At 58.2% G+C, this 25,169-nt stretch carries 20 protein-coding genes and 4 pseudogenes; 10 read left to right on the forward strand and 14 right to left on the reverse strand.

Annotated elements, in window-relative coordinates:
* Positions 1-32: 32 nt before the first annotated feature.
* Together MJ602_RS13025 and MJ602_RS16870 are read right to left on the reverse strand one after the other, a co-directional pair.
* Entirely contained in the window at positions 33-602 is a 570-nt protein-coding gene (locus MJ602_RS13025) for an Hsp20/alpha crystallin family protein (protein ID WP_243021200.1), read from the reverse strand.
* 158 nt (positions 603-760) lie between these two features.
* Positions 761-919 (reverse strand): annotated as a pseudogene (locus tag MJ602_RS16870) (helix-turn-helix domain-containing protein); the annotation flags it as partial.
* A 273-nt stretch (positions 920-1,192) separates the two neighbouring features.
* Between MJ602_RS16870 and MJ602_RS13035 the strand changes: the two are divergent.
* Positions 1,193-1,438: pseudogene (locus MJ602_RS13035) on the forward strand (IS110 family transposase); the annotation flags it as partial.
* A gap of 4 nt (positions 1,439-1,442) precedes the next feature.
* Here MJ602_RS13035 and MJ602_RS13040 read toward each other — a convergent pair.
* The 5 genes and pseudogenes from MJ602_RS13040 to MJ602_RS13060 all read right to left on the reverse strand — a co-directional run.
* Positions 1,443-2,072 (reverse strand): annotated as a pseudogene (locus tag MJ602_RS13040) (tyrosine-type recombinase/integrase); the annotation flags it as partial.
* Positions 2,073-2,351: 279 nt separating this feature from the next.
* A protein-coding gene (locus tag MJ602_RS13045; RefSeq protein WP_243021171.1) for an IS5 family transposase occupies positions 2,352-3,115 on the reverse strand; the annotation gives its coding sequence in 2 pieces (ribosomal slippage) (positions 2,352-2,797 and positions 2,797-3,115; 765 coding nt in all).
* Between the two features lie 502 nt (positions 3,116-3,617).
* Positions 3,618-5,126, reverse strand: coding sequence for an SMODS-associated NUDIX domain-containing protein (locus MJ602_RS13050; protein WP_243021181.1), 1,509 nt, complete (start codon positions 5,124-5,126; stop codon positions 3,618-3,620).
* 30 nt (positions 5,127-5,156) lie between these two features.
* The gene (locus tag MJ602_RS13055) at positions 5,157-6,917 is read right to left on the reverse strand and encodes a phospholipase D-like domain-containing protein (protein WP_243021182.1); all 1,761 of its coding nucleotides are present in this window, start codon (positions 6,915-6,917) and stop codon (positions 5,157-5,159) included.
* Entirely contained in the window at positions 6,914-10,465 is a 3,552-nt protein-coding gene (locus MJ602_RS13060; protein WP_243021183.1) for a DEAD/DEAH box helicase, read from the reverse strand. Before MJ602_RS13060 ends, MJ602_RS13055 begins: the two co-directional genes overlap by 4 nt.
* A 512-nt stretch (positions 10,466-10,977) precedes the next feature.
* Between MJ602_RS13060 and MJ602_RS13065 the strand changes: the two are divergent.
* A pseudogene (locus MJ602_RS13065) lies at positions 10,978-11,125 on the forward strand (IS481 family transposase); the annotation flags it as partial.
* A gap of 101 nt (positions 11,126-11,226) precedes the next feature.
* On the opposite strand, the gene MJ602_RS13070 reads toward MJ602_RS13065, so the two are convergent.
* From MJ602_RS13070 to MJ602_RS13085, 4 genes are read right to left on the reverse strand one after another with little or no spacing between them, the layout of a single operon-like run.
* Positions 11,227-11,697 (reverse strand): Mov34/MPN/PAD-1 family protein, encoded by a 471-nt coding sequence (locus MJ602_RS13070; protein WP_243021184.1) that lies wholly within the window; start codon positions 11,695-11,697, stop codon positions 11,227-11,229.
* Positions 11,698-11,704: 7 nt separating this feature from the next.
* Positions 11,705-13,462 carry a ThiF family adenylyltransferase gene (locus MJ602_RS13075; protein ID WP_243021185.1) on the reverse strand — a complete coding sequence of 586 codons (1,758 nt, stop codon included), beginning with the start codon at positions 13,460-13,462 and terminating at the stop codon, positions 11,705-11,707.
* On the reverse strand, positions 13,419-14,660 hold the full coding sequence (locus tag MJ602_RS13080) for a nucleotidyltransferase domain-containing protein (protein ID WP_243021186.1): 1,242 nt from the start codon (positions 14,658-14,660) through the stop codon (positions 13,419-13,421). The genes MJ602_RS13075 and MJ602_RS13080 overlap by 44 nt, the downstream gene beginning before the upstream one ends.
* A gap of 27 nt (positions 14,661-14,687) precedes the next feature.
* Positions 14,688-16,295: an SAVED domain-containing protein gene (locus tag MJ602_RS13085; RefSeq protein WP_243021187.1), complete on the reverse strand. Its 1,608-nt coding sequence runs from the start codon at positions 16,293-16,295 to the stop codon at positions 14,688-14,690.
* 147 nt (positions 16,296-16,442) lie between these two features.
* Between MJ602_RS13085 and MJ602_RS13090 the strand changes: the two genes are divergently transcribed.
* The 3 genes from MJ602_RS13090 to MJ602_RS13100 all read left to right on the forward strand — a co-directional run bounded on the left by MJ602_RS13090 (position 16,443) and on the right by MJ602_RS13100 (position 19,226).
* Positions 16,443-16,769: a helix-turn-helix domain-containing protein gene (locus MJ602_RS13090; RefSeq protein WP_182342510.1), complete on the forward strand. Its 327-nt coding sequence runs from the start codon at positions 16,443-16,445 to the stop codon at positions 16,767-16,769.
* 1 nt (position 16,770) lies between these two features.
* Positions 16,771-17,637 (forward strand): ImmA/IrrE family metallo-endopeptidase, encoded by an 867-nt coding sequence (locus MJ602_RS13095; RefSeq protein ID WP_243021188.1) that lies wholly within the window; start codon positions 16,771-16,773, stop codon positions 17,635-17,637.
* Between the two features lie 366 nt (positions 17,638-18,003).
* Positions 18,004-19,226, forward strand: a protein-coding gene (locus MJ602_RS13100; RefSeq protein WP_243021189.1) for an IS3 family transposase whose coding sequence is annotated in 2 segments (ribosomal slippage) — positions 18,004-18,271 and positions 18,271-19,226 — 1,224 coding nt in all. Because the reading frame shifts where the segments join, the coding sequence is not laid out codon by codon here.
* Positions 19,227-19,229: 3 nt separating this feature from the next.
* Here MJ602_RS13100 and MJ602_RS13105 read toward each other — a convergent pair.
* On the reverse strand, positions 19,230-19,520 hold the full coding sequence (locus MJ602_RS13105; protein ID WP_243021190.1) for a hypothetical protein: 291 nt from the start codon (positions 19,518-19,520) through the stop codon (positions 19,230-19,232).
* 71 nt (positions 19,521-19,591) lie between these two features.
* Here MJ602_RS13105 and MJ602_RS13110 point away from each other — a divergent pair, with 71 nt between their 5' ends.
* Positions 19,592-19,897 carry an MbcA/ParS/Xre antitoxin family protein gene (locus tag MJ602_RS13110; protein ID WP_243021191.1) on the forward strand — a complete coding sequence of 102 codons (306 nt, stop codon included), beginning with the start codon at positions 19,592-19,594 and terminating at the stop codon, positions 19,895-19,897.
* A 23-nt stretch (positions 19,898-19,920) separates the two neighbouring features.
* Here MJ602_RS13110 and MJ602_RS16815 read toward each other — a convergent pair whose 3' ends face one another.
* Positions 19,921-20,535 carry a DUF4926 domain-containing protein gene (locus MJ602_RS16815; RefSeq protein WP_243021192.1) on the reverse strand — a complete coding sequence of 205 codons (615 nt, stop codon included), beginning with the start codon at positions 20,533-20,535 and terminating at the stop codon, positions 19,921-19,923.
* Positions 20,536-20,545: 10 nt separating this feature from the next.
* Here MJ602_RS16815 and tcmP point away from each other — a divergent pair, with 10 nt between their 5' ends.
* From tcmP to MJ602_RS13135, 4 genes are all read left to right on the forward strand, one after another.
* Positions 20,546-21,403, forward strand: coding sequence for a three-Cys-motif partner protein TcmP (tcmP, locus tag MJ602_RS13120; RefSeq protein ID WP_243021193.1), 858 nt, complete (start codon positions 20,546-20,548; stop codon positions 21,401-21,403).
* A 177-nt stretch (positions 21,404-21,580) separates the two neighbouring features.
* A complete protein-coding gene (locus tag MJ602_RS13125) occupies positions 21,581-22,132 on the forward strand; it encodes a LexA family protein (RefSeq protein WP_243021194.1) in 552 nt (183 codons plus the stop codon).
* Positions 22,129-22,908 carry a DUF5131 family protein gene (locus MJ602_RS13130; protein ID WP_243021195.1) on the forward strand — a complete coding sequence of 260 codons (780 nt, stop codon included), beginning with the start codon at positions 22,129-22,131 and terminating at the stop codon, positions 22,906-22,908. The genes MJ602_RS13125 and MJ602_RS13130 overlap by 4 nt, the downstream gene beginning before the upstream one ends.
* Before the next feature lie 62 nt (positions 22,909-22,970).
* The gene (locus tag MJ602_RS13135; protein ID WP_243021196.1) at positions 22,971-24,236 is read left to right on the forward strand and encodes a three-Cys-motif partner protein TcmP; all 1,266 of its coding nucleotides are present in this window, start codon (positions 22,971-22,973) and stop codon (positions 24,234-24,236) included.
* A 12-nt stretch (positions 24,237-24,248) separates the two neighbouring features.
* Here the strand turns inward: MJ602_RS13135 and MJ602_RS13140 are convergent, their stop codons facing one another.
* Complete coding sequence (locus MJ602_RS13140; RefSeq protein WP_243021197.1) at positions 24,249-25,064, reverse strand: hypothetical protein; 816 nt, start codon at positions 25,062-25,064, stop codon at positions 24,249-24,251.
* Positions 25,065-25,169: the final 105 nt, after the last annotated feature.

Raw genomic sequence — 25,169 nt, forward strand, 5'->3', positions numbered from 1 at the left:
TGTGGTTTTTGAGAAAAACGCGCTGCCCCGCGTCAGCCGTTGATCGGGATCGAGCGGCCCTGCTTGGGCGCACTGGCCTCGCGCTTTTCCATCGTGATCGTGAGTACGCCGTTCTTGAAAGCGGCCTTGATCGTGTCCTGGTTGGCATCGGCCGGCAGGTTCAGAGCGCGCTGAAAGCTGCCGTAGGAGCGCTCCACACGGTGGAAACCGCCGTCTTTCGTTTCCTGCTCCTGACGCTTTTCACCGCGCACCAGGAGCACGTCGTTGTCGAGCGTGATCTGGATGTCTTTTTCCTCGACGCCGGGCACTTCCAGGGCGATCTTGTACTGCTTGTCGGTCTCCTGGATGTCCAGCGCCGGCTTCAGCAGGCCCGGCCAGTCCGACGGCCAGCGTGGCATGGCCAGCGTCGGGAAACCGAAGCCTCGAAACGTGTCGTCGAACAGGCGGTCGATCTCGCGGTGCAATTGCAAGATGGGACTGACGGGCCCACCCGCCACCGGCAGGTCATTGCGCTGCACCGGCAGCGAGGCAGTGCTCTGTTGTTCTTCCTGCTCCTTCTTGAACCAGTTCCAGGGAGCCAATTTCTTGAAATCAAAGTCCATGTCACACCTCCAGAAGAAAAATTGAAGACTCTCGCCCACTCCGTTTGCCTGCGGCGACGGACAGCGCGCCCAGACGACACGGAGTGTTCCGCTGACTTTGGCTGCTCATCTGTGCGTATCACCTCCTTCTTTCTGCCTGCTTGGATCTGATCATTGATCCATCGATCGATTTCACTTTGACGAAACCGCCACGTCCCGCCCACCTTGAAGGCCGGAATTTCCCCGTGCGCGGCGAGCCGGTAGAGCGTCCGCTTGCCGACTTTCAAGTAGGCAGCGAACTCGTCGAGTGTGCAGATCGCCTGCTGGCGCGCTGTCATACTACCCCACAAGTTCCGTCGTCACGCGGCCTTGCCTGAGGAAATTCTTGCAAGAAATTGCACCTGACATGCCGAAATTCAAGAGTCAACATCCAGCGACCTGCTGGGCGATTGATGTGACTCAATCGTAAGCAGCCAGGAAACAAATGTTGGCTGCCACCGCGATGGTGCTCCCCAAGTCATCAATCTGCAGCCATGTGAAAGGGGAAGTCCATGAACGAGATTGCCCGAGTCGGGGTGGATCTGGCCAAGCGGGTTATCTAGGTGCATGCGGTGGATGCGCGCGTGGTGGTTGCCAAGGCGCTGGCCGCTGACAAGTTTGCGGCCTGGTGCGCGCAGCTGCCTCCCGGCTGCCTGGTGGCCCTGGAGGCCTGCGGCGGTGCGCATCACTGGGCACGCAAGCTGCGCGGCTATGGGCTGGATGCGCGGCTGATTGCAGGCCACTTCGTCACGCCCTACCGCATGGCCGGCAAGGGACGCAAGAACGGTGCGGCCGATGCCGCAGCGATCTGCGAGGCGGCAACGGGTTGTGGTTCACCGGGGGCAGCGGCAGCGCCACCACGTCGAGGTCGGAAGCCGGGTTCTGCTCCAGGCCCGGCACGACCACCAGCGCGTAGCGGAACATCTGGTTGAACCACGTCCTGACTTTCTCGGCGACGGAGAGCGCCTTGCGCCGCTCGATCCTGGCGATCACTTCCAGCAGGTCAGGGCGTTTGATGTCGTAGATCGAGCGCTTGCCCAGCAAGGGCAGCACATCCTTGGCGAAGACGCGAGGGAGGATCGAGAGGGTGGTCTGCCGGCCCTTCTTGAGGCCGAGTTCGCGGTGGGCAAGCCACTTCTTGTAGATCGCCTCGAAGGTGTTTTCACCGGCGAGTTTGACCGCGGCGCGCTTTTGCTTGCGGTGAAGGCGCGGGTTGATGTCCTTGGCCACCAAGGCGCGCGCCTCGTCACGCAGGGCGCGTGCCTCACGAAGGGAGACCTCGGGATAGGTGCCCAGCGACATGCGCTTGGGCTCCTTCATCCAGTAGTAACGGAAGTGCCAGCTCTTGCTGCCCGTGGCCGTCACGGCCAGGGAGAGACCATCGATGTCTGGAAGTGTGTAGGCCTTGCCGGTGGCTTTGGCTTGGCGGACCACCAAGTCTGAGAGTGCCATGCTCTAGCTCCTGAACATGAGTCAGGAACCAGATGCTTAACCCATCGACCTCAGCGCCCTAGCAACAATCCGGAAGCCGTCGTGCCCGCAAAAATGGACACAAAAATGGACATAAACGTCGTGGCTTCAGGTGGATTTCCGTGGAGCCCACTGGAACATCGAGGCGTCGAAAACTCAACCAGAATCAACGACTTACGATGCTTCTTGGGCTTCCTCAGAATTCCCTGGAACGATGCAGTGGAGCGGGTGATGGGAACAGCACCCGGTCGCTAGGGCCTGTTAACACATCCTCAGCCCATCAGCGACGAGCACGAAGCTGATGAAGCCCAGGAACATGAGGTCGAGCTTCTCGAACCGCGAGAAGATACGGCGATAGCCTTTGAGCCGACGGAACAAGCGCTCGACCTCATTGCGACGCTTGTACATCTCGCGGTCGTACTCCCAAGGTTCGATCCGCGTCTTCATTGGCGGTACCACCGGAATGAAACCCAGATCCAGTGCCAGCTGCCGTGTCTCGTTGCCTTCGTAGGCACGGTCCATCAACAAATGCACCGGTCTGCTGGTCGGCCCAAGACTGCTGAGCAGGCGCCGGCCTTCAGGGGCGTCGTGCGCCTGCCCAGGCGAAAGCGAGAACGTCACGGCCGTTCGAGCATCCGCAGCAACCATATGAATCTTGGTGTTCCATCCGCCTCGGGACTTGCCGATGGCTTGTGGGCCGTTTTTTATAACGCCCCCGTGCCATCGGGATGGACCTTGATGCTGGTGGAGTCCAGTGAGACCGCTTCAATCTTGATACGCACGACCTGTGCTCGCTGCAACTCCTCGAACATGCGATCAAGGACGCCGGCTTTGGTCCAGCGGTTCATGCGCGTGTAGATCGTGTGCCAGTTACCGAAGCGCTTGGGCAGTCCTCGCCACTTGCAACCATGCTCGGCCACATAGAGGATCGCATTGACCACCTGCAGGTTGCTCAGGCTGACGTTGCCACGCTGCCTGGGCAGGCAGCGCTCAATGGTGGCGAATTGTTCGGGCGTGATCTCCATGTCCGAGATTGTCCGGCGCAATCGCCATGATCGACATTAGTGTTAACACGCCCTAGTCCAGACATTTATCCTCCCGATGTGAAGGTATGTGGTCTCAAGCTGACTTCTACCAAAAAACTGAGGCAAACATCACTGACGCGCGGCGGCTTGGGGCGACCAATCCGAGCAAGCCTCAGGCGAATCGGCGCTCAAGGGACAATCTCCAATCTGGAGCGAATATCGCTCCAAACTCAGGAGACCATCCCCAATGTTCGAGACCCTCCCTGACTATCCACAGGCACGGTACCTTGCGACGGCGCTCTGGCGTAAGAAGGGACAAGCACGAGGAGCAGCGCTTATTGTTGGAGCCGGTGTCAGCACCATGGCTCTCTTTGTGCAGAAATTCCAATCTGCGTCGCTCCAGAAAGCAAACAAGCTTGCCCGCTCACGTCCTGGGTTGACCACGACCGCCGAAAGCAGTGCCTGGGCGACCTAGATGACTCGCTTTCGAACCGCCAGCGTCTCAGCAGATGCCTGCATCCAGGATCCAGGACGAATGGTCGGAGATCCTGGTTACCTGTCGCTGGCTGGCCGCGTCGTATCCGAGGGCGCGAATCAGTGCAGGGTTTGCCCACATGATGCCAGGCAAGTCACTTCGGCCACGTAACGCGTTCAGTTCATCGATCTGCTTGGGGGTCGGCACCAATTCGAACAATTCGGCGATCAGCACTTCAAAGCACTGAAAGTGGTTGGTCCAACGGATACCCTCGACTCGCCGCCCGACATAGTTGAACGCGGGGGCTCGGAAGTTTCCGGAACTCAGAATACCCGTTTCTATAAGCTCCTCGTTAAACTCCCGCCAGGGGGACGATTCCCTGCCGCTGCCCTTCAGGTACCACTGAACGAATGCCTCGATGGACCGCCGGGGAACGAAGACTCGAAGGTCGTCTCGGCTGTCCTGATCGATGGGAATCTTACTGTCGGCCTTCACACCGAGGTTGGCGAGATTCGCGCGCGCGGCGCCGTAAGTCTTCAGCACTCCTCCAACGGGTTGAAACTGGTCGATGCGATTGCCCTTGGTCAGCAGGTACTGTCCATCGACCTCGACGCGCACAAGTGCAGAGATGGAGAAGCGGATTTCCGTCCCGTCGTCAATGCCTGCGGGGACGTTCAGATGAATTTTGGCTGTGGCGCCAAGGACGGAAAACTGCTGCGCGCGGTGCATGTTGGCCGGTTCGACAAAAAAACGATTTCCGGCCGAGACACCTTGTTCGTAGAGGTCGGCCTTCTCTCTGTCGTTCAAATTGAACTGAGTGCTCGAGATATGTCCCGGGTCGATCTCGATTAGGCCTGCCAGCTTCTTTGTCTGAACGTCGTAATTGTCGCGCCCATCCAGCATCGCACCCACGATTGCCAGCAGGTAGTCGCGGTATCCCTCCGGAGCGAACGGGAGTGGCGCTGACTTGGCACACAGTCTGAAGCCGAGGGTCTCATTCCCGTCAAACAACGACAAGGGAAAGTTGCTCAACACGCCGCCGTCGACCATCAAGTTCCGGCCTAAGTGCACCGGCTCGAACACCAGCGGGATACTCATCGACATCCGGATCGCCTCAGCAACCTCGAGACAGGGGTGGCTATTGGAATCCAAGACGACGAGCGTCCGCTCAGTGAGGTTAGTTGCAACAATGCGAAGCTTCTTGGGGCAATCTTTGAAGAATCGAACGTTCTTCTGTGCAAGAAGCTTATGGATCCAATCTTGGAAGCGCTTTCCCCTGTAGAGCCCCAGTGTTCTGGCCAAGGCGAGGCGAGGCAGACTGCAGCGATCAAGCAGGGAGTCGAACTGAATATTTTCTAGGATCAAGCGCATCTCTGAGGCGCTAAAACCGGCCGCGTAAAGCGCCGCGACGATCGCGCCAGCCGATGCCCCGCCAACGCCCTCGAACGAAATACCTCGGCTCTCAACCACTTGCAGGGCACCGACGAGTGCGATGCCCTTGACGCCGCCACCTTGAAAAACTCCGTACTTGTACATTGCTGAGTCCTGGCTCTACACGTTGTCTAACTATGAGGCTGCGCCGGCATCGCCTTTAGCGGCATCGAAGTTGTCGATGACTGCGGTTGCGATTCCTTTCGAATGCACCATCAGCCCTATCTCCCGTCGAAGATTCGACTCGCCCGGATCAGCGGAAAGCCAATTCTGGCTAGTGATCAGGACATGGTCATCGTCCCAGGCAAGTATTTTGGCGTGCAGCTTGCTCACGAGAACTGGCAGCACAGATGAGCCTGGATGACCGTTGTGCGAGGTTGACGCACCAACCGGCGATTCGCTTGCCAAGCCATAGAACACGCGCGCCTCGATACCATTCTCGCGCACTGCTGTGATGGCGGGCAAGACGACAGATGGGCGGGCGGCTGCGCCGATCCGATGACTCGTCACGAACATTCGGCGACGGGCTGCGTCTCGAGCAATGCGTGCAAACTGGGCATGCTGCGGACCAAGCACCAAAGTAACTTTCGCTTTGACACCGGTCGGTGGTTTCTGGAGGCGCGCATCGGAGGCCAGTCTGGCCATCTCGCTTGTCAGCTCCGTCCAATGCCGATCACCGCCCCGTGTAAGGTCTGCGACCTGCTCGAGAATGGCCGAGACAACTCGGGGGTCGCTGAAGCGTATAGACGCTTCGTAGTTCTGGAATCCAGACGAGAGCCAGTTGCAGGAACCGACGGTTGCGGAAAGACGCTCGGATCTCCCATCGTCGCATACAAGGATCTTCGCATGAGATCGCGTAGAGAAAGGATGAACGCGGATACTTAAGCTCAGCCCCTCAGCCTCAATGCTCGCGCGAACCTTCGCTATGGTCTTGGCCGTGGTCACCGCATCCGTCTTGTTCTCGTCTTCTCCCCACAGGACGTCGATAACCGCCCCACGCTTTGCAGCTGCGATAAGCGGAGCTTGCACGAGCGCGAATCCTTGCTCGGAGATGAACGTCGAATGGATAATGATCCTGTGCTTGGCCTTCCTGATGGCCTCGTGGAGCACACTTTCATGCATCGCTCCGCCGAGAATCAGGTCCTCGGGTCTGTATATGGCATCTATGGAACGTGGCGCAGGCCTATCTACAAACGAGACCTGACGCCCCGTGTCATGATGGGGTGAGTTCTCGGCCATTGGCGCTGGCGGAGCGTTGCGCGCTGCCCGCTTGACGAGCTCGATGAGCTCGGCTGGTGCACGCGGAGGTAGTCCCTCGACGCTCGTCCCCCGGACCGTAGCGATCGCAAAGCGATTGACCATCTTCTCCGCAGAGGGCTCGATTCCGAGAAACTTCTCGTCGTCCTCGAAAAGTGTTGCGAGAACGCCGGCAGTGTCGTCAAAGGCGTCGAGGTCGCGCGGCCTCAGCCAGACCAGTCGCTCACGAGCGGCGCGCCTCTCGACGATACGCTGCTCCAAGAAGGGCATCTCGCGGCTTCGATAAAGTGTTCCGGTTATCTTGTCGATGACGAAGTTCATCCAGCGGCTTGTGCTCTTGGCCAACTTTGGAAGCTCTTCGTCTCCCACAACGCTGCGGCCAGCCGCGGTCGCACTGAAGACGACGCCCTGGCTCTCCTGCTGCAACGTGACCCAACCTGCACGCATCAGCCGAATGAGCGCCTCTAACACAAGCCGCTGCGGAACATCGCCGGCTACGGCGAGCTCGCCAACGGTCCTCGGCTTATTTATCAGTGCCGCGAGGAGAACGTGTTCAGCAAGGCTCCAAGGCCTTCCTTTCTCGAGGAAAAACTTGCGCTTTCCCTTGAGCAAGGGGATAGCGACGCGCACGACACTCATTTGCGACTCCCGAGCAAGGTTTGGACGGGAACGCGTTTGACGTCACCCTTGTTTTGTCCGTTGTCGAGGCCCTCAAGTAGCTTTTTCAAGAACTCAACACGGTTCTCGTCCGGCTTGCCTCGAACCGCTTGCAAAACTTCCCTCAGGAACTCCGTGCTAGTGATCAGTACGAGCTGCCACTTCGCGCGGCTCAGCAGGACGTTCATTCGCCTGGCATCGCTCAGGAAGCCGAGTGCGCTCTGCACCGTTGAGTGGTGGTTGTTGCGCACGAGCGAGACCACAACTATATCTGCCTCGCTGCCCTGAAACGAGTCTACTGTGTGGCACCACTGGCCGTTAGAGGAGGGCGAACGAAACCCCCTAAGGCAGCTAAGCTTCTTATTCAGTTCTTCGCTGATGGTTTCGTCGATTATGCGGCGTTGTCGACCATACGGAGAGAGGATTGCCAGCGTTGGCGCTTCCTCGGCGTCCTGTTGAACGCTCCTCAATAGACTTAGAACTTCGATAGCGGCGCGCACTTCCGCTGGGTTGTGCCAGGCTGGGTACTGATCGCCTTGCTTCTGGTTCTGCGTCGTCTGGACATAGGGCATGTCGATTACCACGATTGGAGCCAGGGGAAGTCGGCTTTCATCTACTGAGGCAAACGGCCTCGGTTCGACGGCGAAACGCTTTTCACACATCGGATCGGTTCTGAGGTCTCCATAGAAGCAGCCGGAGACGAGTTCCGCGATCGAAGGGTGCATGCGGTGCTGCGCAGTCAATTTTTGAGCGATCGGGCGCCCGCCCCGGCCTTTGGCCTGTCGCCTGAACTCAGCTTCAATCGCAGACTCGAAGAAGGTGAGAAGCCGCAAGGCCTCGGAGCAAAGAGCAGGTAGCTGTGATTTGTCCTCAGCGACGTCCTCTAACAATTCCTCTGTCGTTACATCCCTGATGGACCTACCAACAAACTCTTCTCCGAGCTTCATCGCTTCGTGAATCCGCTCGGGTTGCGCGAGCAACTGTTTCAGTTGGTCGGACGCAAACGCTGGAAGCTGTTTATGGTCGCCGATCATGAGCCTGCGATGCGAGAGAAGCAAAGGAGATATGAGCTCACTTCCCGTTGCCTTGGCAGCTTCCTCTACGATGGCCCAGTCGAACTGTCCGCGTTCGTCGATCAAACGCTCCAACTCTCCCGAGTTGGTCGTCGCGAAGACCACATTCGCCGCGCGTGCGACGACGCCCTCAAAGGCTCGAAGCGACTGTTCTGAGCCTCTGCCAGCGACCGCAGCAGTCCTGCGTCCAGCGCCCTGGGCAGGATTTGCAGCCTTCGCGAGATCTGAAAGGGACTGCTGCAGCCTCAGCGGAACTTCCTTGGAAAGTGGGCTGGCTGCAAGTCGCCGAACCAGCCGACGTGTCTGTTCTCTAATGTCGAACTGGCTGGGAGCCTCAATGGCATCGCGCTTGCTGGACCGAACGACGAGCGGACCAGAAGGGTCATTTGCTCTCAGGACACCAGCCAGCTCGTCCATCAGATGGTCGATTGCTGCGTTGCTTTGGGCAGTCAGAAGCAAGCGGGAGGTCGGTTCGTCAGCGAACCGTCGCGTCACGAGATCCCGCACAAGGCGGGTCTTTCCCACCCCTGGAGGACCTTGCACGAGGAAGAAGGGCAAAGTGGATGTGAGTTGCTTCAACGCCAACTGCTTCGGCTCGTCCAGCTTCGCGAATGCATCATCCTCGACTACCGAGTCGTGACTATCTAACACGTGGTGTCGGGGATCCACGATCATCTGCAGCAACTCGTGATGGTTCTTCAACGCCTTGAGTGCCTTGAGCCGACGACGAAACTGCACGTCCCGGCCGACCGACGCGGGAACCAGGACAGGGTCGTTAAGGAACGGGATTGCATCGGGGCCGTCGAATAGAAATACGTCTGGACGACCTGGCCGCTGGACGACCTGTCGAAAAGTCCAATCGGTGTCCGTCGAATCTCTTTCGCCGAGCGAGTGTCCATCTGCGAGGATCCACTCCTCGGAACCGAGCCCGTCGGCTTCCAGTCGTTTCAAGAATCGATCGGAGGGTGGTTTGAGGTCTAAAGCGGTAGAAAGAGCAGATCTCTCTGGATCCGACCGAAGTTGAACGCAAAGGCGGTCGCGGCCATGCTCTGTGGATTCGCGCAGGTTGCCTGGCAAGGGCTGAAGCTCCACAGCGTAAGCATCAGCTGCAGCGTAGACCGCTTCCAGTAACTGGAGCAGCGTGAGAGCTCTGTGAGCCGTCTGCTCGGGGGAGAGCGGTACATTCTGCTTGCCGAAGTCCTGCCGCACCTCATCCCAGGACATAAGCTTTCCACGAATGCGTGGAAACAAGTCGGACGCATCTCGCAGTCCCAGTATCTCTAGCGATTCCGGCTGCAGCCTTCGTTGGTTGAGCAGATTGACTGGGGCTGGGGCAGTGGTATCCACGGCTTCGCAGTAGGCGAAGTCCCAGCTGAGAGCCATGGTCTTGGGCGCGCGGAATTCCTGCAGGCGGTACAGGAGGTGCTTGCCGCGCAACACAAGGCGAAACTCTTCCGAGCTATCTTGTAGTCGAACGCAGAGCAGCAGCGGCTCACTGGCCAGATCGTCCCTGACAAATTGGAGCTGCGCCTGGAGATCGTCCATTTCGATGTCGAGTCCGGAAGCGTGGCGGATACGCTCGCCCAACCGGCTGCCAGGCCCAATGCGGAGCGCGAGATGAAGCTTGGCTCTGCGGTTGGCCGCCTCCGCTTTCAATGTCCCTAGTACGCCGTCAATCCTTGTGGCGATTGCATCTCCATCGAGCGGCTGTTTGGGATTCAGTTGGACGATGAGCCGTAGCAGTCGTGCCTCTTCAAGTGTCAAATGTTCCGCGATCTGGAATGGGGCGATCGCTGGGTCGAGAACGCGCGCGCGCTTGGCCCCTAGAAGGTCGGTAGCGAGAAGTCCGAAATCGATCCAATCCTGCGAGAACGAATCGAAGGACCGGGTTGCACCCGCCACCGTGCTGCGGCTTGACACACCTTCCACGCTGGCGATACGCATCGTCCATTCAAACCCCGTGAGCTGGAAATCCGGCTCTGCGCCTCCAGCGGTGAGCACCGACCAAGCATCCACGCTGCGATGGAGCATCCCCTGTGCGTGCAGTGTCTCCAATCCGTGGGCGAGCAGCCTTAAATTGGCCCACACACGCAATCGGTTTGTCGTGCTGCGAGGCTGGCGCAGCCAGTGGTCAGCGGGGACGTTCTGGAGCAAGGATGCGAGCGGCTGTCTCTGACCGGGCGCGATGACTAGATAAAAGCCTTTGTTGTCGAACCCTGCATCGTGAAGATGCGCAATGCAGGACGCAGAACCCGGATAGCCGGCCAAACGGTGCAACTGCCTCAGCTCGTGGCGCCAGATCTGTTCCAAGTCGCTATCGGGTGCTTTGGCATTCCTGCGCCACTCGCGGATGAGGACAGGGTTGCCGTCGGGATCTCGTCCTCCAACGACGCCGGGTCGGCCACTCGCTACGTCGGGCTTCTGCTGGTAGTCTTCATCGACGGTATAGGCAGCCAAGAAACCATCTTTGAGGCGACGCCTAGCGTTTGAATTCATAGGATTCCCCCTCTTCATTGCAAGCTTACGGCAAATCATCTTGATAGTTGAAGCACTTCGAGATTGGAGATCTGTAGGGCCAGTATTGCGAACCCTTTGTAATCACATGCTCAAGCCGCCCCGCGGCATGCCGCAGATGTGACGCCGCTGTTCTGGGCTATTGCCCGAAACGTCCTCAATTTGATCGAATGAGGGATGAAGTCGTAACGTGCGGCGTGCTTTGGGGGATCTTGCCGATCGTCCCGATGACCTGCCTAGGCGATCGGGACGTGTCGTTGCCAGAGCTGCGTGCAAAGGAGCGCGGTCATCTGCTGACCGCAAAGTCGAATTTTCACGTCGCGTCGCACCAGTCCCTGCGATTCCATAATGCTCAGCCAACGGAAGGTCAAGGTCGCGGTGACTGCACGGACCCGCCGAGCCGCGTAGTTAGGCGAACCTATGCGATATCGAATGACTCGATTGCCGCGCATTGCTGCCTGCGCCGCCATGGAGCGGGCAACCTCAAATGCCCTCAAGCCCCAGCAGCCTGTGTTGGCCTACAAGGCCTTTAAGAGCTACGAGCCAGACTACTTTCACTTGGATGTGAAGTACCTGCCCCAGATGCATGTTGAGAGCAAACAATTGATGAACAGCACCGTAGACTAGGCTCCTTGAAAAATAATGCATTCCAGAGGGCTGTTCATTGGGCCTGTTCGTAGAGTTGTTCACGCATCAAGAAATCATCACGAACGAGAAAATTCTGCTTTAAGAAAACGAGCCGTGTCGTGAAACCCAACATACCACCCATCTGGGAAACGTCGATTTCCTACAATGACAAAAGCGAACCCGTTCAAAACAGAAATGGCCGCGCGCGCATGATCTGCCGCAAGTCTCTCATCTGTGCCGGAGGGGGCGGGCATCGCTTCAGGGTGGGTATGCCAAAGGCCAATGCAATACAAACCTTCCTGAAGCAAATCCTGTCGTTGCCGCATCGCCTCGATAGGATCGAACGCCACGCTTGACCAAGACGCACGCCGCGCCTTGAGCGAGGTGGCCTTTGAGATCACGATGGTTGACGCCGTGAGGTCATTTGTGAAGAGCTGACCCACGGACTCTTTTGAACGTGACCAGCGCTGCATCCTCCTTTGCAGCATCGAGACTGCGGCTTCGTCAAACTGAAGACTCCACTCCGCCCCAGGGAGTGCAAACTTCACTAGCGGCTCAGGCACCTTGCAGTACCTCTGCCAACGGGCGATGCTCAATGACCGAATCCACCCCCACGGGAACCGGTGGCGGACGATTAAAGGTCACCGAAGGCGACTTACTCCTGAAGTAGTTTTCATGACGAATCATGGACCACGTCCCAGAGAACACCTGTTCGCCGTTCAGAATTTTCAGTACACGCTCGGACACCATGCCTGCAGCTGCCCAGGCATCGGCAACACCATACGGATGGAAGCCCTGGCCACATCCCGGAAGATCAACCTGAGCGTCGTCTGGCCAAGTCGCAACATTGACCGCTGTATCGGAGGGGTCCGAAGCAGGCCACGCATCGCTGCCAGATATCAGAACAGCATGAGCCGCTGCGCCAAATGGCTCCATCCACGCCATCACGACAGGGGAGTCTTTCAACACCTGCTTCCGCAGCATTGAAATGCCGATCCTTACAGAGCGCTCGCCCGTGCAATCCACGATGAGATCCGGCAGTGGCCGTTGATCCGCCTTGGCACACCACTGCATGGCCTTTTCACCGAAAGCTTCGAGTTGTGCCCCTGGGATGGCCTGCCGCAATCGAGCGCATAGTGATGCAGCTTTCCCAAGGCCAATATGTGGCGCACCGAGCACATGACGTGAGATATTTTCTGGCTCGAATGTCTGCGGATCCACCACCTCAATGGCTCCGACGCCTGCGCGCGCCAGGAGCTCAATCAACGGCGCACCCAGCGAGCCACATCCGAGCACCACCACCTTCTTGGTGGCAAGATGAGCCAAGCCCTCAGCCCGATGATCTCGAGACAGGCTCCATTGCCTGTCGACACGGGTGACGTCGATGGGCACAAGGGCCGGCTCGACTTGACGTGCGACCTGCGGCGGCACTATCCGCCATCCGTACACGGCCGGGCCCTGCAAGAGCACCACGAACACGGGCGCCTTGTTCGGCCAACGGCGCGCCTGGTACCAATTTTTCAGCTTCCCCGCGGAACCACTGAGCTGCGAAAGAAGCTCATCAAGATCATGAAAACTCCTCGGCCAAACACTGGGCGTCCATCGTTCGGCGGTAGGCAGCTTCATCACCAGCGCGCCGCCACGAATGATGCCGCCCAATGGCCATGCTCTGGCCTTTGCTACACGCTCCGGCTCCGTCGTAGACGTCGTGGCGAGGGCCCTGCCGTCCCCAAGAGAAAGCGCAGCAGCCTCCTGTGGTTCGTCAATTCTCACATCGGCATCCAGCAATAGCTCTACCGTGCGATAGCTGGCTGGTTCTTTGGCCCCAGCCGCATAGCGGGCCCAGTAATCTTGACGTTCCCGACTGAATTCAGCCTCCACCCAACCTGGATCGGCGCATCGATCGAGGAAGTCGGAAAACCTGGCCAAAACACGACCGACTGCCGCCACCGGGGCGGCGACGTCTGCCGAGTCGAATTCGACACCGTGGCAGAAATGGCCATCTACCTCGATGTGGGGCAGCTGCAAACAGAACTTCCGGTCCAATTCGATGCGGGCAGGCGTGAGCGGAAAATCGTGCTGAAGCACCAGCAGTGGCGCGGCGCCATTCAGTACCGGCGCACCTTCTGCCAAACGCCAGACGCGACAACGCTGCTCCGACTCCTTGTCCGGGCATCGCGTTGCAGCGCTGGGCCCGAGTCCGTCAAACCACGCCGTGACCATGCCGATCGCGGCTAAAAATAATGGCATGGTCGGCACCTTGACCCCCTTACGCCAACGTGTTGGTGCGATGGCTGACGGGCGTTGCAACATTCGGATTTGCCACCTGCCCCCCAGATGCCACAACCAAGCTCTTGAGAAGCGGCGTGGACTCGGTCGAACTGCCGAGACTGTCGCGCCACGCATCAACCCCGGCTTGCCCGAACACGCCGCGCAGCTTCTCTTCAGTGCTCCTGGAATACTCATCTGTGAGCAGTGCCTCGAGGTGCGTCTCCAGTTGCTTGTGCCAACGCTTGAATTCGCGTGCACGGGCCCCTTGATCACTATTCCAACGATCCGCGAAATTCTCCGTGGAGAGCTTCGGGTTCTCCACATAGAAGCGACCCGCTGCATCACGCTTGATGTAGTCGGGCATCTCCTCCACGATGGCAAGCACCACCTCAATAGGCGAATTGAAGCTATGACGCCTGGTTCGCCAGATGTTCTCAAACGCTTGAGTCGCCAGGGTCACGATGATGACCGAGATCGGCATCGTGTTTTTCTGGTCGGGGCTCGCGTAGAAGTAGAAGTTGTCACGATGCAGCTTCATCAATTGCACAGCTCGACGCAACATGTCGTCGATGCCGACCGGATCGCTGGGTACGGGATCGATCGACTTACGCGCCTCGACCACTGCTGCCAGCGCGGTCTTCTCCTGAAACGAAAACCGCAGATCGGCGCGCTCGCAAAACCAATCAGCAAATTCCTTCGGATTCGAGGGACTCCAGACCGTGTCCGGGTCTCGTACCCGCAGGCCCGCACCATAGGTCTTGTACATGTCCGCCACCGCCGGCGTCACATCGAAGTAGAACGCCTCTCCCGGGTACTGCAGTCGCCAGCAACGGCGCCGCGGATCTGGGTCACCGGTAACTTCTTCGTTGCCCTCAAGGGCTTTCCCAAACTCTTCAAACATCGCCTCTGAGTTGGGATTGTTGTACTTCGGGCCTGACAGCTCCACCATGATGTCGATGTCGAATTTCGCATTGCCCCGGGGGCGGATGGTGGTCTGGGTGCGCATCGATCCCTGCGAATAGACATCCACGTTGTGGCGCGGAATATCCAACTTGGTGGCGATGTCATCTGCCAAGAGTTCGTATTGCTTGATGGCCTTGGCGCGATCGACCTTGTCGAGTTCAAGTCGTTGAAGCAAGGACATGATGAGTTGCTCCCAGCGGCCGGCATCTCGTGTGATGCCCAAAGACTTCTGCAAGCGAGTGGTGAACGTAATGTTGTTTGGCGGGTTCGTAGTCATGATGAAGTACCTTTGTGCCGACCTTGTTTACGAGATGGAAAGGGACTCGCCGGTCGACAGCAGGGTCACCTCGGTGGGAGAAATCGCAATCGTCTTGGCAAACTCACCGCGCGCACCGGGCGTAGTGCTGGGCTTGCGTTCGTACAGGATGAACTCGGCGTGGTGACGGGCTTGCATCTTTTGCCCAACACGGCAACAAGCAGACACTGGCGCGATCAGCACCAGATGTACTTTTGACACCCGCCATTCATCCTGGAGCTTCTGCAGCGCCTGGTCGACAGCGCGTCCAAACAGATCAAGATCGGCGGGGTGCCCCATAACGCGGTGACTCGGACTGTCAACCGTGATCTCAATCGTCGGCACTTCGTGTTTCCCATCGGAAAACAAGTGTGCAGGCAAATCGGACGCCGGGACCGCTGCAGTCAAATTGATCCGCAGGCATGCCTCGGCTTCACCGCCGTTGGCATGACGGTGAACCTGAACCTTGAATTTGTCATTGGCTGGTAGTGGCGCTGTTTCTGGCCAAGTCCACTGTCCACCGCGTTGGCCGCTCACTTGATCGCGATGAAACTGGAAAATATGGGCACTGCTGGAGTCTCCGATGAGCCGCCCCGACAGGACCAGGACCGAGGTGGCATGCACAGGAAAGACCGCGAGCGGCGGTCGTGGCGCACCACCGTACACCGTCCCGTCCAGCAGACCCGCCAATCTCGGCCTGTCATTCTTGAGCAGTTGGAACAGGCTCAGCCAGTAGCCATCCGAGTTCGATGCACCGAGATGCGGACCATTGCGCGCGAACCATTCCGCACGCACCCCTCCGGTGCGCAGCTGACGCAACCACATGGCCTCTTCCGCGATCCGCTCATCAAAAGCAAATGACTGCCCTTCGATGTTGCCGCCGATGACCAGCATCTGGGCTGCCGGGTAGCGAAGCGTGTTCAGCAGCCGACGAACTTCATCGACGTTGCGCTGACGCATCTCGTTGAGATAGTCAGCGCTGTATCGCTTCGGAGCTACGCGGTCGATCAGGCGGTGGCATTTGTCGCACATCAGCATGATGTTCGACGGGGCATTCGCCAGAAGCGGTGACTTCACCTTGTCCCCACGAGGACCGTCGGCCGACGAGGCCACGATGTGCGCGAAGTAGCTGTAGTTCCCCGTGGCCCCTGGCACAAAGTGATGGCGCAGGTCCTCTCCGCAACCATCGAACTGGCACCGCCAGCCGGCCAGCGATGCGACTTCAAAGCGCGTTGCGGTATCCACCTCCCCATGTCGGCCGGACGTTCCTGTGATCTTGTCTCGCTCCTTGCACCAAGCACGCATCTGGGCGGGAACAGCCCGAATGACTGGACCTGACGCAACGTGGTCCACCTCACCCACATCCGATTCGGAGGTCTCGATCCATTGGACTTGCTGCTGCTTCGCAGCCGCCTCCAACGCCTTCAGCGCACCTGGACCGATGTCCCCAACGCCCAGATCACTCCAGGCAGCAGGCGACGCAGTCGCGGCTGTGAGCATCCGGGCGCTGAATTTGTTGGCAATCACCAGGACATGAGGCTCTCCCGCCGCCGCTCGGGCGCGCAAGGCCGCGGCCAACTCGTCATCGGTCAAACCTCCAACCATCGGTGTGCTCATTCATTGCTCCAAGAATCGAACTACGACACAGCATAACAGGAAGTTCGGTATAGCGAACTTTTGAAGGCGCAATTTTTGATCGGAATTTGCTTATAGGAAGTTCGGAGTAGCGATATAATTGAAGGCTGTCTAGAAGGAGAGCGCAAGATGGCGTCAAAACTTGGCGAGAAACTTCGAGCGTGCCGGACTTCGCCGAAGGTCAACCTAACGCTTGAGGAGGCAGCCCGTAGAGCCGGGCTAAGTAAGAGCTACCTCTGGGAGTTGGAGAATCGCGAATCCCAGAAGCCATCAGCGGAGAAGCTGCAGGCGATAGCGGACGTGCTTGGACAGGATGTGTCTTTCTTCCTGGACGACACGATTGACACGCCGCAGGAGTCAAACAAGGACAAGGAGTTCTTCCGCAGCTATTCCAAGCTGGAACCTGAAGCTAAGGAAAAGCTGCGGCAGATCCTGGACGTGCTGAAAAAATCCTGACATGACCGAGGCGACTTTCACGCCCACGACCGCCGCGATACGGCTCACGCATTGGCTTGACGCCGCTGCGGCAGCCGGCTTACAGCGGTTTCCTATCGATGTCGAGCAGCTTGCGCTTCATGTAGGCAAGGAGCTCAAGTGGCCAGATCCCATCTTCAAAGTCGTGGCGGCGGACATCCCGTCATTTGAAGGTGGCCTCTTTCACGTTGAGGATCAAGGCTGGGCGCTTCTGTACAACCGCAACATGACGTCTGAAGGACGGATTCGGTTCACCCAAGCCCATGAACTTGGGCACTACCTTGTCCACCGCCTTGCACAGCAGGAATTTGAATGCTCTCAGGCAGACATGGTGCACTGGGGGCCCGAAATGAGGTCGATCGAAGCAGAGGCCGATGACTTCGCATCGAACCTGCTGATGCCCATGAAGCAGTTCCGTGCGTGCACTTCGACTTCGGACATTGACTTCGACATTCTTTCCGACGCCTCAAGCAAGTTCGGCGTGTCCTTGACCGCAACCGCGCTGCGTTGGATACGCTCAACGGAACAAAGCGCCGTCCTCATCTTGTCGAGGGATGGGTTCATGGATTGGGCGATCTCGTCCGACAAGGCCAGAGCCAATGGCGCGTTCTACAGAACCAAAGGCCGCGTAGTTGAGCTTCCTCCAAGGTCCCTCGCCGCGGATGAGACGATTGCGTCCAACCGCAGTGGTGACCCAATCAGTTTGAACACTTGGTTTAAGCACGCACATCGCGACGCCGTCGCCAAGGAAATGAAGCTCGTTTGTGAAAACTATGGTTACACGCTCACTCTATTGAGTTTGTCTAATGGTGACAAGGTATGGGAGCCCAAGGAGTGGAGCAATGCTTGAAATGAGCCGCGTGAATCACCAAGTGAATAGTTCAAAGCCTTCGACCAGTCTCTAATCCTGTGGCCTTTAGGTGCAGACCACTACTTCAGTCAAAGCACCTTGCAGTGAATGCTGTGTTCATCAGCGGTCATTTGTGCGCAAAAGTTGAGCGACTGCATCCAGCCTTCAACAGTCGTTCGCGCTCGTAGCCTAAGGCAACGCTGATGGAACAAATTCCTGCCATGCTTTTCGACGGAGCTGAGGGCATGACCTTTGAGCAGTTCTTCCTGAAGCTGATCAATACAACGCCTGCAACGCGCAGCATGGTGGAAGTGGAGTTGACCCGGTTCCGTGGACACATCATGCTTTGTGTTCAAGGAGTCACCAATGTCCAAAGTACGACCGCCGTACCCGGCGCAGTTTCGCCAGCAGATGGTCGAGTTGGTTCGAGCCGGCCGCTCACCTGCGCAGCTCTCGCGTGAGTTCGGCGTCACCGCCCAGTCCATCACCAACTGGGTCGGCCAAGCCGCCATTGATGAGGGCAAGCCCTTACCTGGCAAGGAAGGCCTGAGCACCGCCGAACGGGAAGAGTTGGTGCGGCTGCGCCGGCAGTTGCGCCAGGTCCAGATGGAGCGAGACATCCTGGCAAAGGCTACGGCCTGGTTTGCCGGTCGCAGCGATGCGACATCCACGAAGTCTTCGGACTCATGATGGCGAACCAGGCCGACCTCCCTGTGCGAACCATGTGCCGCGTACTCGGTGTCTCTGCCAGCGGGTTCTATGCCTGGCGAGAGCGTGCCCCGTCCCAGCGAAGCATCGCCAACGCAGTGATGACCGAGCGCATCCGCCAGATTCACCGGAACTCCTACGAGTCCTACGGCATGCCCCGGGTGCGAGCCGAGCTCATCGAGCAAGGCGTGAGCATCAGCCGCCAGCGTGTGGCCCGTCTCATGCGAGAAGCCCGCATCCACGGCATCAGCAAGCGCAGAGGCTTCACCGCCACCACCCGTCGCGACAAGCGCCAGACCCCGGCCCATGACTTGGTCAACCGGCGGCTCCATGCCACTGGCCCGAACCAGCTTTGGGTGGCCGACATGACCTACGTGCCGACCTGGATGGGTTTCCTTTATCTGGCGGTGGTCATCGATGTCTGGAGCCGGCGCGTGGTGGGTTGGTCCATGGGTGAACGCATGACAGCCGACCTGGTGCTCACCGCCTTGAACATGGCGCTGGAGCAGCGCAAGCCCAAGAATGTCACTCATCACAGCGACCAGGGCAGTCAGTACACCAGCCTGGCCTTTGGCGAGCGCTGCCAGCAGATGCAGGTCAGGCCTTCCATGGGAACGGTGGGCGACGCTAACGACAAAGCGATGGCCGAGAGCTTCTTTGCCAGCCTGGAAGGCGAACTCATCGAGCGCAGCACCTTCCAGAGCAAGGCGCAGGCACGCATGGCAGTCTTTACCTGGATTGAAGGCTGGTACAACCCCAGGCGCCGCCACAGCGGCCTGGGCTACCTCTCACCCCTGAACTTTGAAAGGAGCAACGAAGCCCTGTTTGATGTTGTCGAGGATGCCCATGTGCATGCCGAGACAACACCCGAAACGGTTTGAGTATCAAACCAGTACCCGTCCACGAAAGCGGGTCAACTCCAGACCGTCACCTGCCTCTTCCCAAGCCAGCGAGGAGATGGCTGCTCTAAAGATGTCCCGAGGATGCCGCCACCAAACCATGACGCGCCGCCCATTGAGGATAAAGCCCACATCATCCCAGTACGACAGACTCTCCGGCCCCATGTTCCAGTAGGCGTGTGGGACGTACAGGCCGCCCTCTGACAGGCGCCACTGGTGCGTGCGATGGTACTCACGCATGCGCCTGCCCAGATACTCATAATGCGGATTCTTCATGTGGATCCTTCCCCCAAGGAGCGATGTGAATACTCAGCGCGAATGTTCAAGACAGAACCTGCGAGGGTTGTATGGCAATGAAAAGAACCCAGGCTCCGACCACGCATGATATGGGCGACAAGGCACAGCAGGACCAGCTGACAGACTGGGATCGCATGGCACCCGTGGGTGGAGAATTCGGCAGTCCTGACTATGAGCGGCTGGAAGAACTCGACCATCTGGCTGTCAAGGCCAAAGGCAGCCTGCTTGCGGCTCGCCGGTGGTTGGATGCCCCCAACCAGGCACTGGATGGCTTGACGCCTGAAGAGGTGGCAAAAACACCTGAGGGTTTTGCGCGGGTGTGCCAGCTAATGACCTCGCCTGCAGAAGCACGATGACACGGCAAACCTTTTGGATTTGATCAAAGTGGCTTGGGCTTGCGGCTGTGTTCTTCGCAGATAGGCAAGTCCTTGCGGACATCGTCGTGCATGGCGGGAAGCGGTGCCAGAGTCAGGTATTCTGGCTTGATCGTCTCAACGCAAATGGCCTGCCCATCCTGAGTCAAGAATTCCACCTCGTAGGCCCCTCCTTGTCCATGAACATGGACCACCACGCCCGACGAGCCTGAATCCAGCCCAATCTCTGGAATGGGCTTTTTGAGGATGACTCCGGTGTGTTCTTGCAGCACCTCCAATACCTCGGTCAGGTGGGCGCAGAGTTCTTCGACAGTTTCACCTTGAGTGTGCGCACCTGGGATTCCTGGCACATTGCCCACCAGCAAACCGGCAGTGCTCCGCAACCCGCCTCTCGACAACTGGCTGCGGCGATCCGATCCTAAAGGGCCGGTTCGGCTTAAGGTGCCGTGCGGAACCGACCCGAGCAGTCCTTCAGCTAAGACCCGCAAACCCGCAGTCTCATGATGTATCACTGAACCCAGGTTGCCTTTCAAGGCGAGTTTTTCAACAGAATTGGTCGATTGCGGCCGATCAATGCGGCGATGGGGGCTAAGCAATACATTGTGACCGTGCGATTCCACGGGAGAAGACTTGAAAACGGACGAATCAGCTCAAGTAGTGCCTGACCCCTATCCCGCTCTGCCGATTGAGCGCGGCCCGCACGGTCGTGGCGTCGGGCGCTGGGTGGTGCAGGAAAAGCACCGTTACCTTGCGCGGTATCTGGACGCCACCCGCGAAGCGCAGAAGAAGTTCAAGCAGCGCGTGCTGATTGACCCTTTCTGTGGTCCGGGGCGCATTCAGGTAGAGGGAGAGAGTTTCACGCGCGACGGCGGCTCTGTCGCCGCCTACCGCCAGTCGGTTGAGTCTGGTGCGCCGTTCACCAAGCTCTTGGTCGGCGACATTGAGGGCAAGCGTGTCCACGCCAATGAGTTGCGGCTCAAGGCAGCGGGCGCCACGGTGCAGAGCTTTGTGGGACCAGCCGAGGAGACCGTGAGTGCGATGACCAAAGCTGTGCCCTTCGGCGCCTTGGCGTTGGCCTACATCGACCCCTACAACCTAGAATTTCTCTCCTTCTCGATCATTGAGCGTCTAGCTAGGCTGCAGTACGTAGACTTTGCAGTGCATTTCAGTCTGATGGACCTGACGCGCAACATTGATATGGAACTGGACCCCAAGCGGGACCGGTTCGATCATGCCTTGCCTGGTTGGCGCCTTGCTGCGCCAACCAACGAACTGTCCAAATCGAGCTTGCCGGCCTGGTTCTTCGATACCTGGTGCAAAGCGGTACAGGCCCTGGGCTTCAAGATCAGCGGTCAGATGCCCTTGATCACGGACGGCAAAGGCCGCTCAATCTATCGGTTGGTGTTCTTCTCGCGCCACCCACTGCCTGACCGTATCTGGAACGACATTGCGCGTAGCGCCAATCTGGATTTGTTCGCCAGTTATTAGGAGACTCGCAAATGCCGTGGCCGTGGCTCCGGCCACGTTCAAGCGCATAAATTTCCTTGATTAGTGGACGAACGTACACTAAAATGCCGCATGGCTAGAACTAACAATGACGCCCGGCATCTGCGAGGTCTACGTGATCTGTACGCTCGTCTGGGTTGCATGCCTTCGTACAGCGAGATGGCCAAGTCACTCGGATTCAAGGCCAAGAATGCGGCCTTCAAGCTGACGCAGCGCCTGATCGCGTCAGGCCATCTGCAGAAATCCGTTGGTGGACGCTTAGTTCCCGGGACCAGATTCTTCGCCGTCGAGCTCAGTGACGACGAGGTGCGGGCGGGCTTTGGGTGGGAGGGGAACGCAACGGGCCTTCTTCAGGCCCAGGCGCTTGACCAGTTGCTGCTCACCAAGCCATCAAAAACGGTGTTCCTGAAGGTCCGGGGCGATTCAATGGTCGACGCCGGCATTTTCAGCGGCGACGTTGCAGTCGTTGAGACAAGCCGGCAGGCAGTCCACGGGGACGTGGTGGTTGCTGAGGTTGACGGCAGCCACACCATCAAGGAATTTAAGACCGATCGTGGCGCGCCGCGGTTGGCTGCACATGGGCAAGATAAACGCGTCATGAGCGCCAGGGAAACGCTGAACATCATCGGCGTAGTCAGGGGGATCGTGCGAAGTTATAGACCATCGACAGCAGATGGGGCTAGGCTATCAAAATCGGGAGCATCGCGATGACAACAACCAGCAAAATCGAGTGGACCGAGCAGACTTGGAATCCAACCGTCGGATGTACCAAGATTTCGCCCGGGTGCAAGCATTGCTACGCGGAGACCATGTCAAAGCGCCTTACCGCGATGGGCACGCCAGGGTATGAGAATGGTTTCGCGCTCACCCTTTTGCCGGAGCGGCTCAACGATCCGATAAAGCGCAAGAAGCCTACTGTTTACTTCGTCAACTCCATGTCCGACCTGTTCCATGATCGGGTGCCGAATCACTACATTGATAAGGTGTTCGAGGTCATCGCACAGACGCCTCACCACACGTACCAGATCCTCACAAAGCGCGCGGCGCGGATGGCCCGGTATTTCCGCACCCGCACGGTACCGACCAATGCCTGGCTGGGTGTTTCAGTCGAAGACCGAAAGTATGGTGTTCCGCGCATCGACTATCTACGCCAAGTGCCGGCCACCATTCGATTCCTTTCCGTCGAGCCTCTGCTATCTGACGTTGGCAAGCTCAACCTGAAGGACATCCATTGGGTCATCGTAGGCGGAGAATCCGGGCCGAAAGCTCGCCCGATGAAGATGGAATGGGCGGAGGCTGTGCGCGAGCAGTGCCAGGAGCAAGGCGTAGCCTTCTTTTTCAAGCAATGGGGGGGCTGGGGCGCAGATGGAAAAAGGCGCGCCAAGGCCGCCAATGGTCGCGAACTGAATGGCCGAACCTGGGATGAAATGCCGGTACACGTGGTCCATCGCGTCTCAGCCGTCGGCGCGGAACCACAGCGCGCTTGATTCTGCAGGCCCGTGCGGGCACATTGGGTAGAGGTCATCAAAACGCGCGCTGCGTACCATTCATGCCACATTACGACTGGGTTTGGGGAAATCCGCCTCCGCTGCTCAAGCGCCATAGTGAAGTTAAGCACGCGTTGCTGCGCAACTATTTGGTCGACTATTTCCTGACGCTGGTTTCGATGCCGCAACAGGACAAGATTCAGCTAACCATCACAGACGGCTTCTGCGGTGGCGGTCTCTACCTCAGCGAGTCCGGCGAGGAGATTCCTGGTTCTCCGTTGGTGATTCTGGAGGCAATCCGCGAAGCGGAGGTCCGTGTAAATGTGCGCCAGGAGCGCCGCAAGCCAATCCTGATCGATGTGGAGTTGATCTGTATCGACGACTGCAACTACGCCCTGGGTTACCTACGTCATGTGCTGATTGAACGCGGCTACGGGGAAGCTCTCACCATCGGCAAGGTGAAGCTCGTGAAAGGTGAATTTGCGACGCATTGCGACGCTGCCATCCAGCGTGCACAAGATCGAAGCCCACGGTCGGGGCGCGCATTGTTTGTCCTAGACCAATACGGCTATTCGGCGGTACCGATGCACTGCCTGCGCGATATCTTCGCCAAGCTTAAGCACGCCGAGGTCATCCTCACTTTCTATATCGACAGTCTGATCAGTTATCTCAACGAAAAGAACCTCGCGGACTTTGAGCTGTCTACGGGTATCAACTCCTCCGTGTGCGCAGCCGATCTCGACGAGATTAAGAAGTCGCCGCGCTGGCGGGTTCAGTTGCAGTCCTCGCTGTACCAGAGCTTGACCAGCCAGTGCTCAGCTCAGTTCTATACGCCTTTCTTCATCCGTCCCGAACGTGGGCATGGTGACTTCTGGCTGCTGCACCTCTCGCAGCACTGGAAGGCGCGTGACGTGATGGCAACCACCCATTGGCAACACCACAACCACTTTGCGCACTACGGCGAGGCGGGTTTTCACATGTTCAGCACGGGATACATCGGAAAAATCGACGACGAAAAACGGATGCAGATGGGCTTCGATTTCAGCGAAGTAGCGGCGACCGTCAGTAAGAGCACCATGATGGAACAAATTCCTGCCATGCTTTTCGACGGAGCTGAGGGCATGACCTTTGAGCAGTTCTTCCTGAAGCTGATCAATACGACGCCTGCAACACGCAGCATGGTGGAAGCCACATTGCTAGAACTGCATCAGAGTGGTGAGATCATCGTGCAGGATGAAGGCGGCGATGCGTCCAAGGCACGTGTAAAGCTTAAGGCCGACTACGTGCTACGTCTGCCTTCGCAACGCTCTTTCGGCTTTACGTTCTAGCCGCGCTCAGGTTCAGGTCACCGGTATGTTGTCTTCGCTCACAACGCTAAGCCGTTTGCCCGAGATCTGATGGAAGCAAGAACTTGGGTTTGCATCTAGCAGAGCGAGGTTGGCACGAATCACTTCTATTGGGAACCTGTAATAGATGCCATCTAAGTAGACGCGGTTCCAAAACAACCGCTCTATACACGTGAACAGACCTTCCCAGCGATAGCGTAGCGGGCGGTGGCTGTAGAGAATGCGTGGAAAGATGTCGAACGCGCAAGCGGACGGAAGAAAGTGCTGGGGATCATCCTCCAGCACTTCCCCTTTTCTGGCCAAACAAAGCAAAACGATGAATGCGTCGAGGGAATACAGGTTACGGATTCCCAGGATCTGTGTTCGAGTTGGCACAGCATGGTGAAATCGTCCATATCGACTGGCCTGGTCATCAGCGAACAGGATGCGCCGGATATTCACGGGGGATTTCTCAAGCAGTCTAAGCATCCATGAGATGGGCGGTGCTTGAGATCCAAGGAGTTCCCAAAGCGGTAGATCCCGCCAGAACCCAAGCCGTACAGCTCCGGCTGTGCGTGCATGAATGCGGTCCACCGACTCGTCGTGCGGGAGTGCTTTGCCTTGCCGCCAGCGTAGGTACTTGTGGGAGGGCGACAAGTCGCCATCGCAATCGTAAGGCTCTCGCCTATCAACGCGCCACTCCAGTGCTCTGGCTGATTCCGTGCCGAAATGTGCGGCCAATGCACCAAAGCAAACGGTACCCCGCGCGCTCTTGACCTGCTTTTTATGACTGATCCATTCATCAGGCTGAATGAGGAAACTGATCGGCATGCGGGATGCTCGTCTTTCAGACCGTCGTTGTCACGCATAGTCGAGGGTGTACAGAATTTTGTGTAAACGGACAATCCACCGCCGGCGCAAGCCGGCCTGTCCGTA

Source organism: Simplicispira sedimenti, assembly GCF_022760965.1.
Classification (GTDB): domain Bacteria; phylum Pseudomonadota; class Gammaproteobacteria; order Burkholderiales; family Burkholderiaceae_C; genus Simplicispira; species Simplicispira sedimenti.

Excerpts from the sequence above, each read along its gene's own strand:
- MJ602_RS13025 (WP_243021200.1), bottom strand. The coding sequence starts at position 602 with ATGGACTTTGATTTCAAGAAATTGGCTCCCTGGAACTGGTTCAAGAAG.
- MJ602_RS13050 (WP_243021181.1), bottom strand. The coding sequence starts at position 5,126 with ATGTACAAGTACGGAGTTTTTCAAGGTGGCGGCGTCAAGGGCATCGCA.
- MJ602_RS13055 (WP_243021182.1), bottom strand. The coding sequence starts at position 6,917 with ATGAGTGTCGTGCGCGTCGCTATCCCCTTGCTCAAGGGAAAGCGCAAG.
- MJ602_RS13075 (WP_243021185.1), bottom strand. The coding sequence starts at position 13,462 with ATGTTGCAACGCCCGTCAGCCATCGCACCAACACGTTGGCGTAAGGGG.
- MJ602_RS13080 (WP_243021186.1), bottom strand. The coding sequence starts at position 14,660 with ATGACTACGAACCCGCCAAACAACATTACGTTCACCACTCGCTTGCAG.
- MJ602_RS13085 (WP_243021187.1), bottom strand. The coding sequence starts at position 16,295 with ATGAGCACACCGATGGTTGGAGGTTTGACCGATGACGAGTTGGCCGCG.
- MJ602_RS13090 (WP_182342510.1), top strand. The coding sequence starts at position 16,443 with ATGGCGTCAAAACTTGGCGAGAAACTTCGAGCGTGCCGGACTTCGCCG.
- MJ602_RS13095 (WP_243021188.1), top strand. The coding sequence starts at position 16,771 with ATGACCGAGGCGACTTTCACGCCCACGACCGCCGCGATACGGCTCACG.
- MJ602_RS13105 (WP_243021190.1), bottom strand. The coding sequence starts at position 19,520 with ATGAAGAATCCGCATTATGAGTATCTGGGCAGGCGCATGCGTGAGTAC.
- MJ602_RS13110 (WP_243021191.1), top strand. The coding sequence starts at position 19,592 with ATGGCAATGAAAAGAACCCAGGCTCCGACCACGCATGATATGGGCGAC.
- MJ602_RS13125 (WP_243021194.1), top strand. The coding sequence starts at position 21,581 with ATGGCCAAGTCACTCGGATTCAAGGCCAAGAATGCGGCCTTCAAGCTG.
- MJ602_RS13130 (WP_243021195.1), top strand. The coding sequence starts at position 22,129 with ATGACAACAACCAGCAAAATCGAGTGGACCGAGCAGACTTGGAATCCA.
- MJ602_RS13135 (WP_243021196.1), top strand. The coding sequence starts at position 22,971 with ATGCCACATTACGACTGGGTTTGGGGAAATCCGCCTCCGCTGCTCAAG.
- MJ602_RS13140 (WP_243021197.1), bottom strand. The coding sequence starts at position 25,064 with ATGCCGATCAGTTTCCTCATTCAGCCTGATGAATGGATCAGTCATAAA.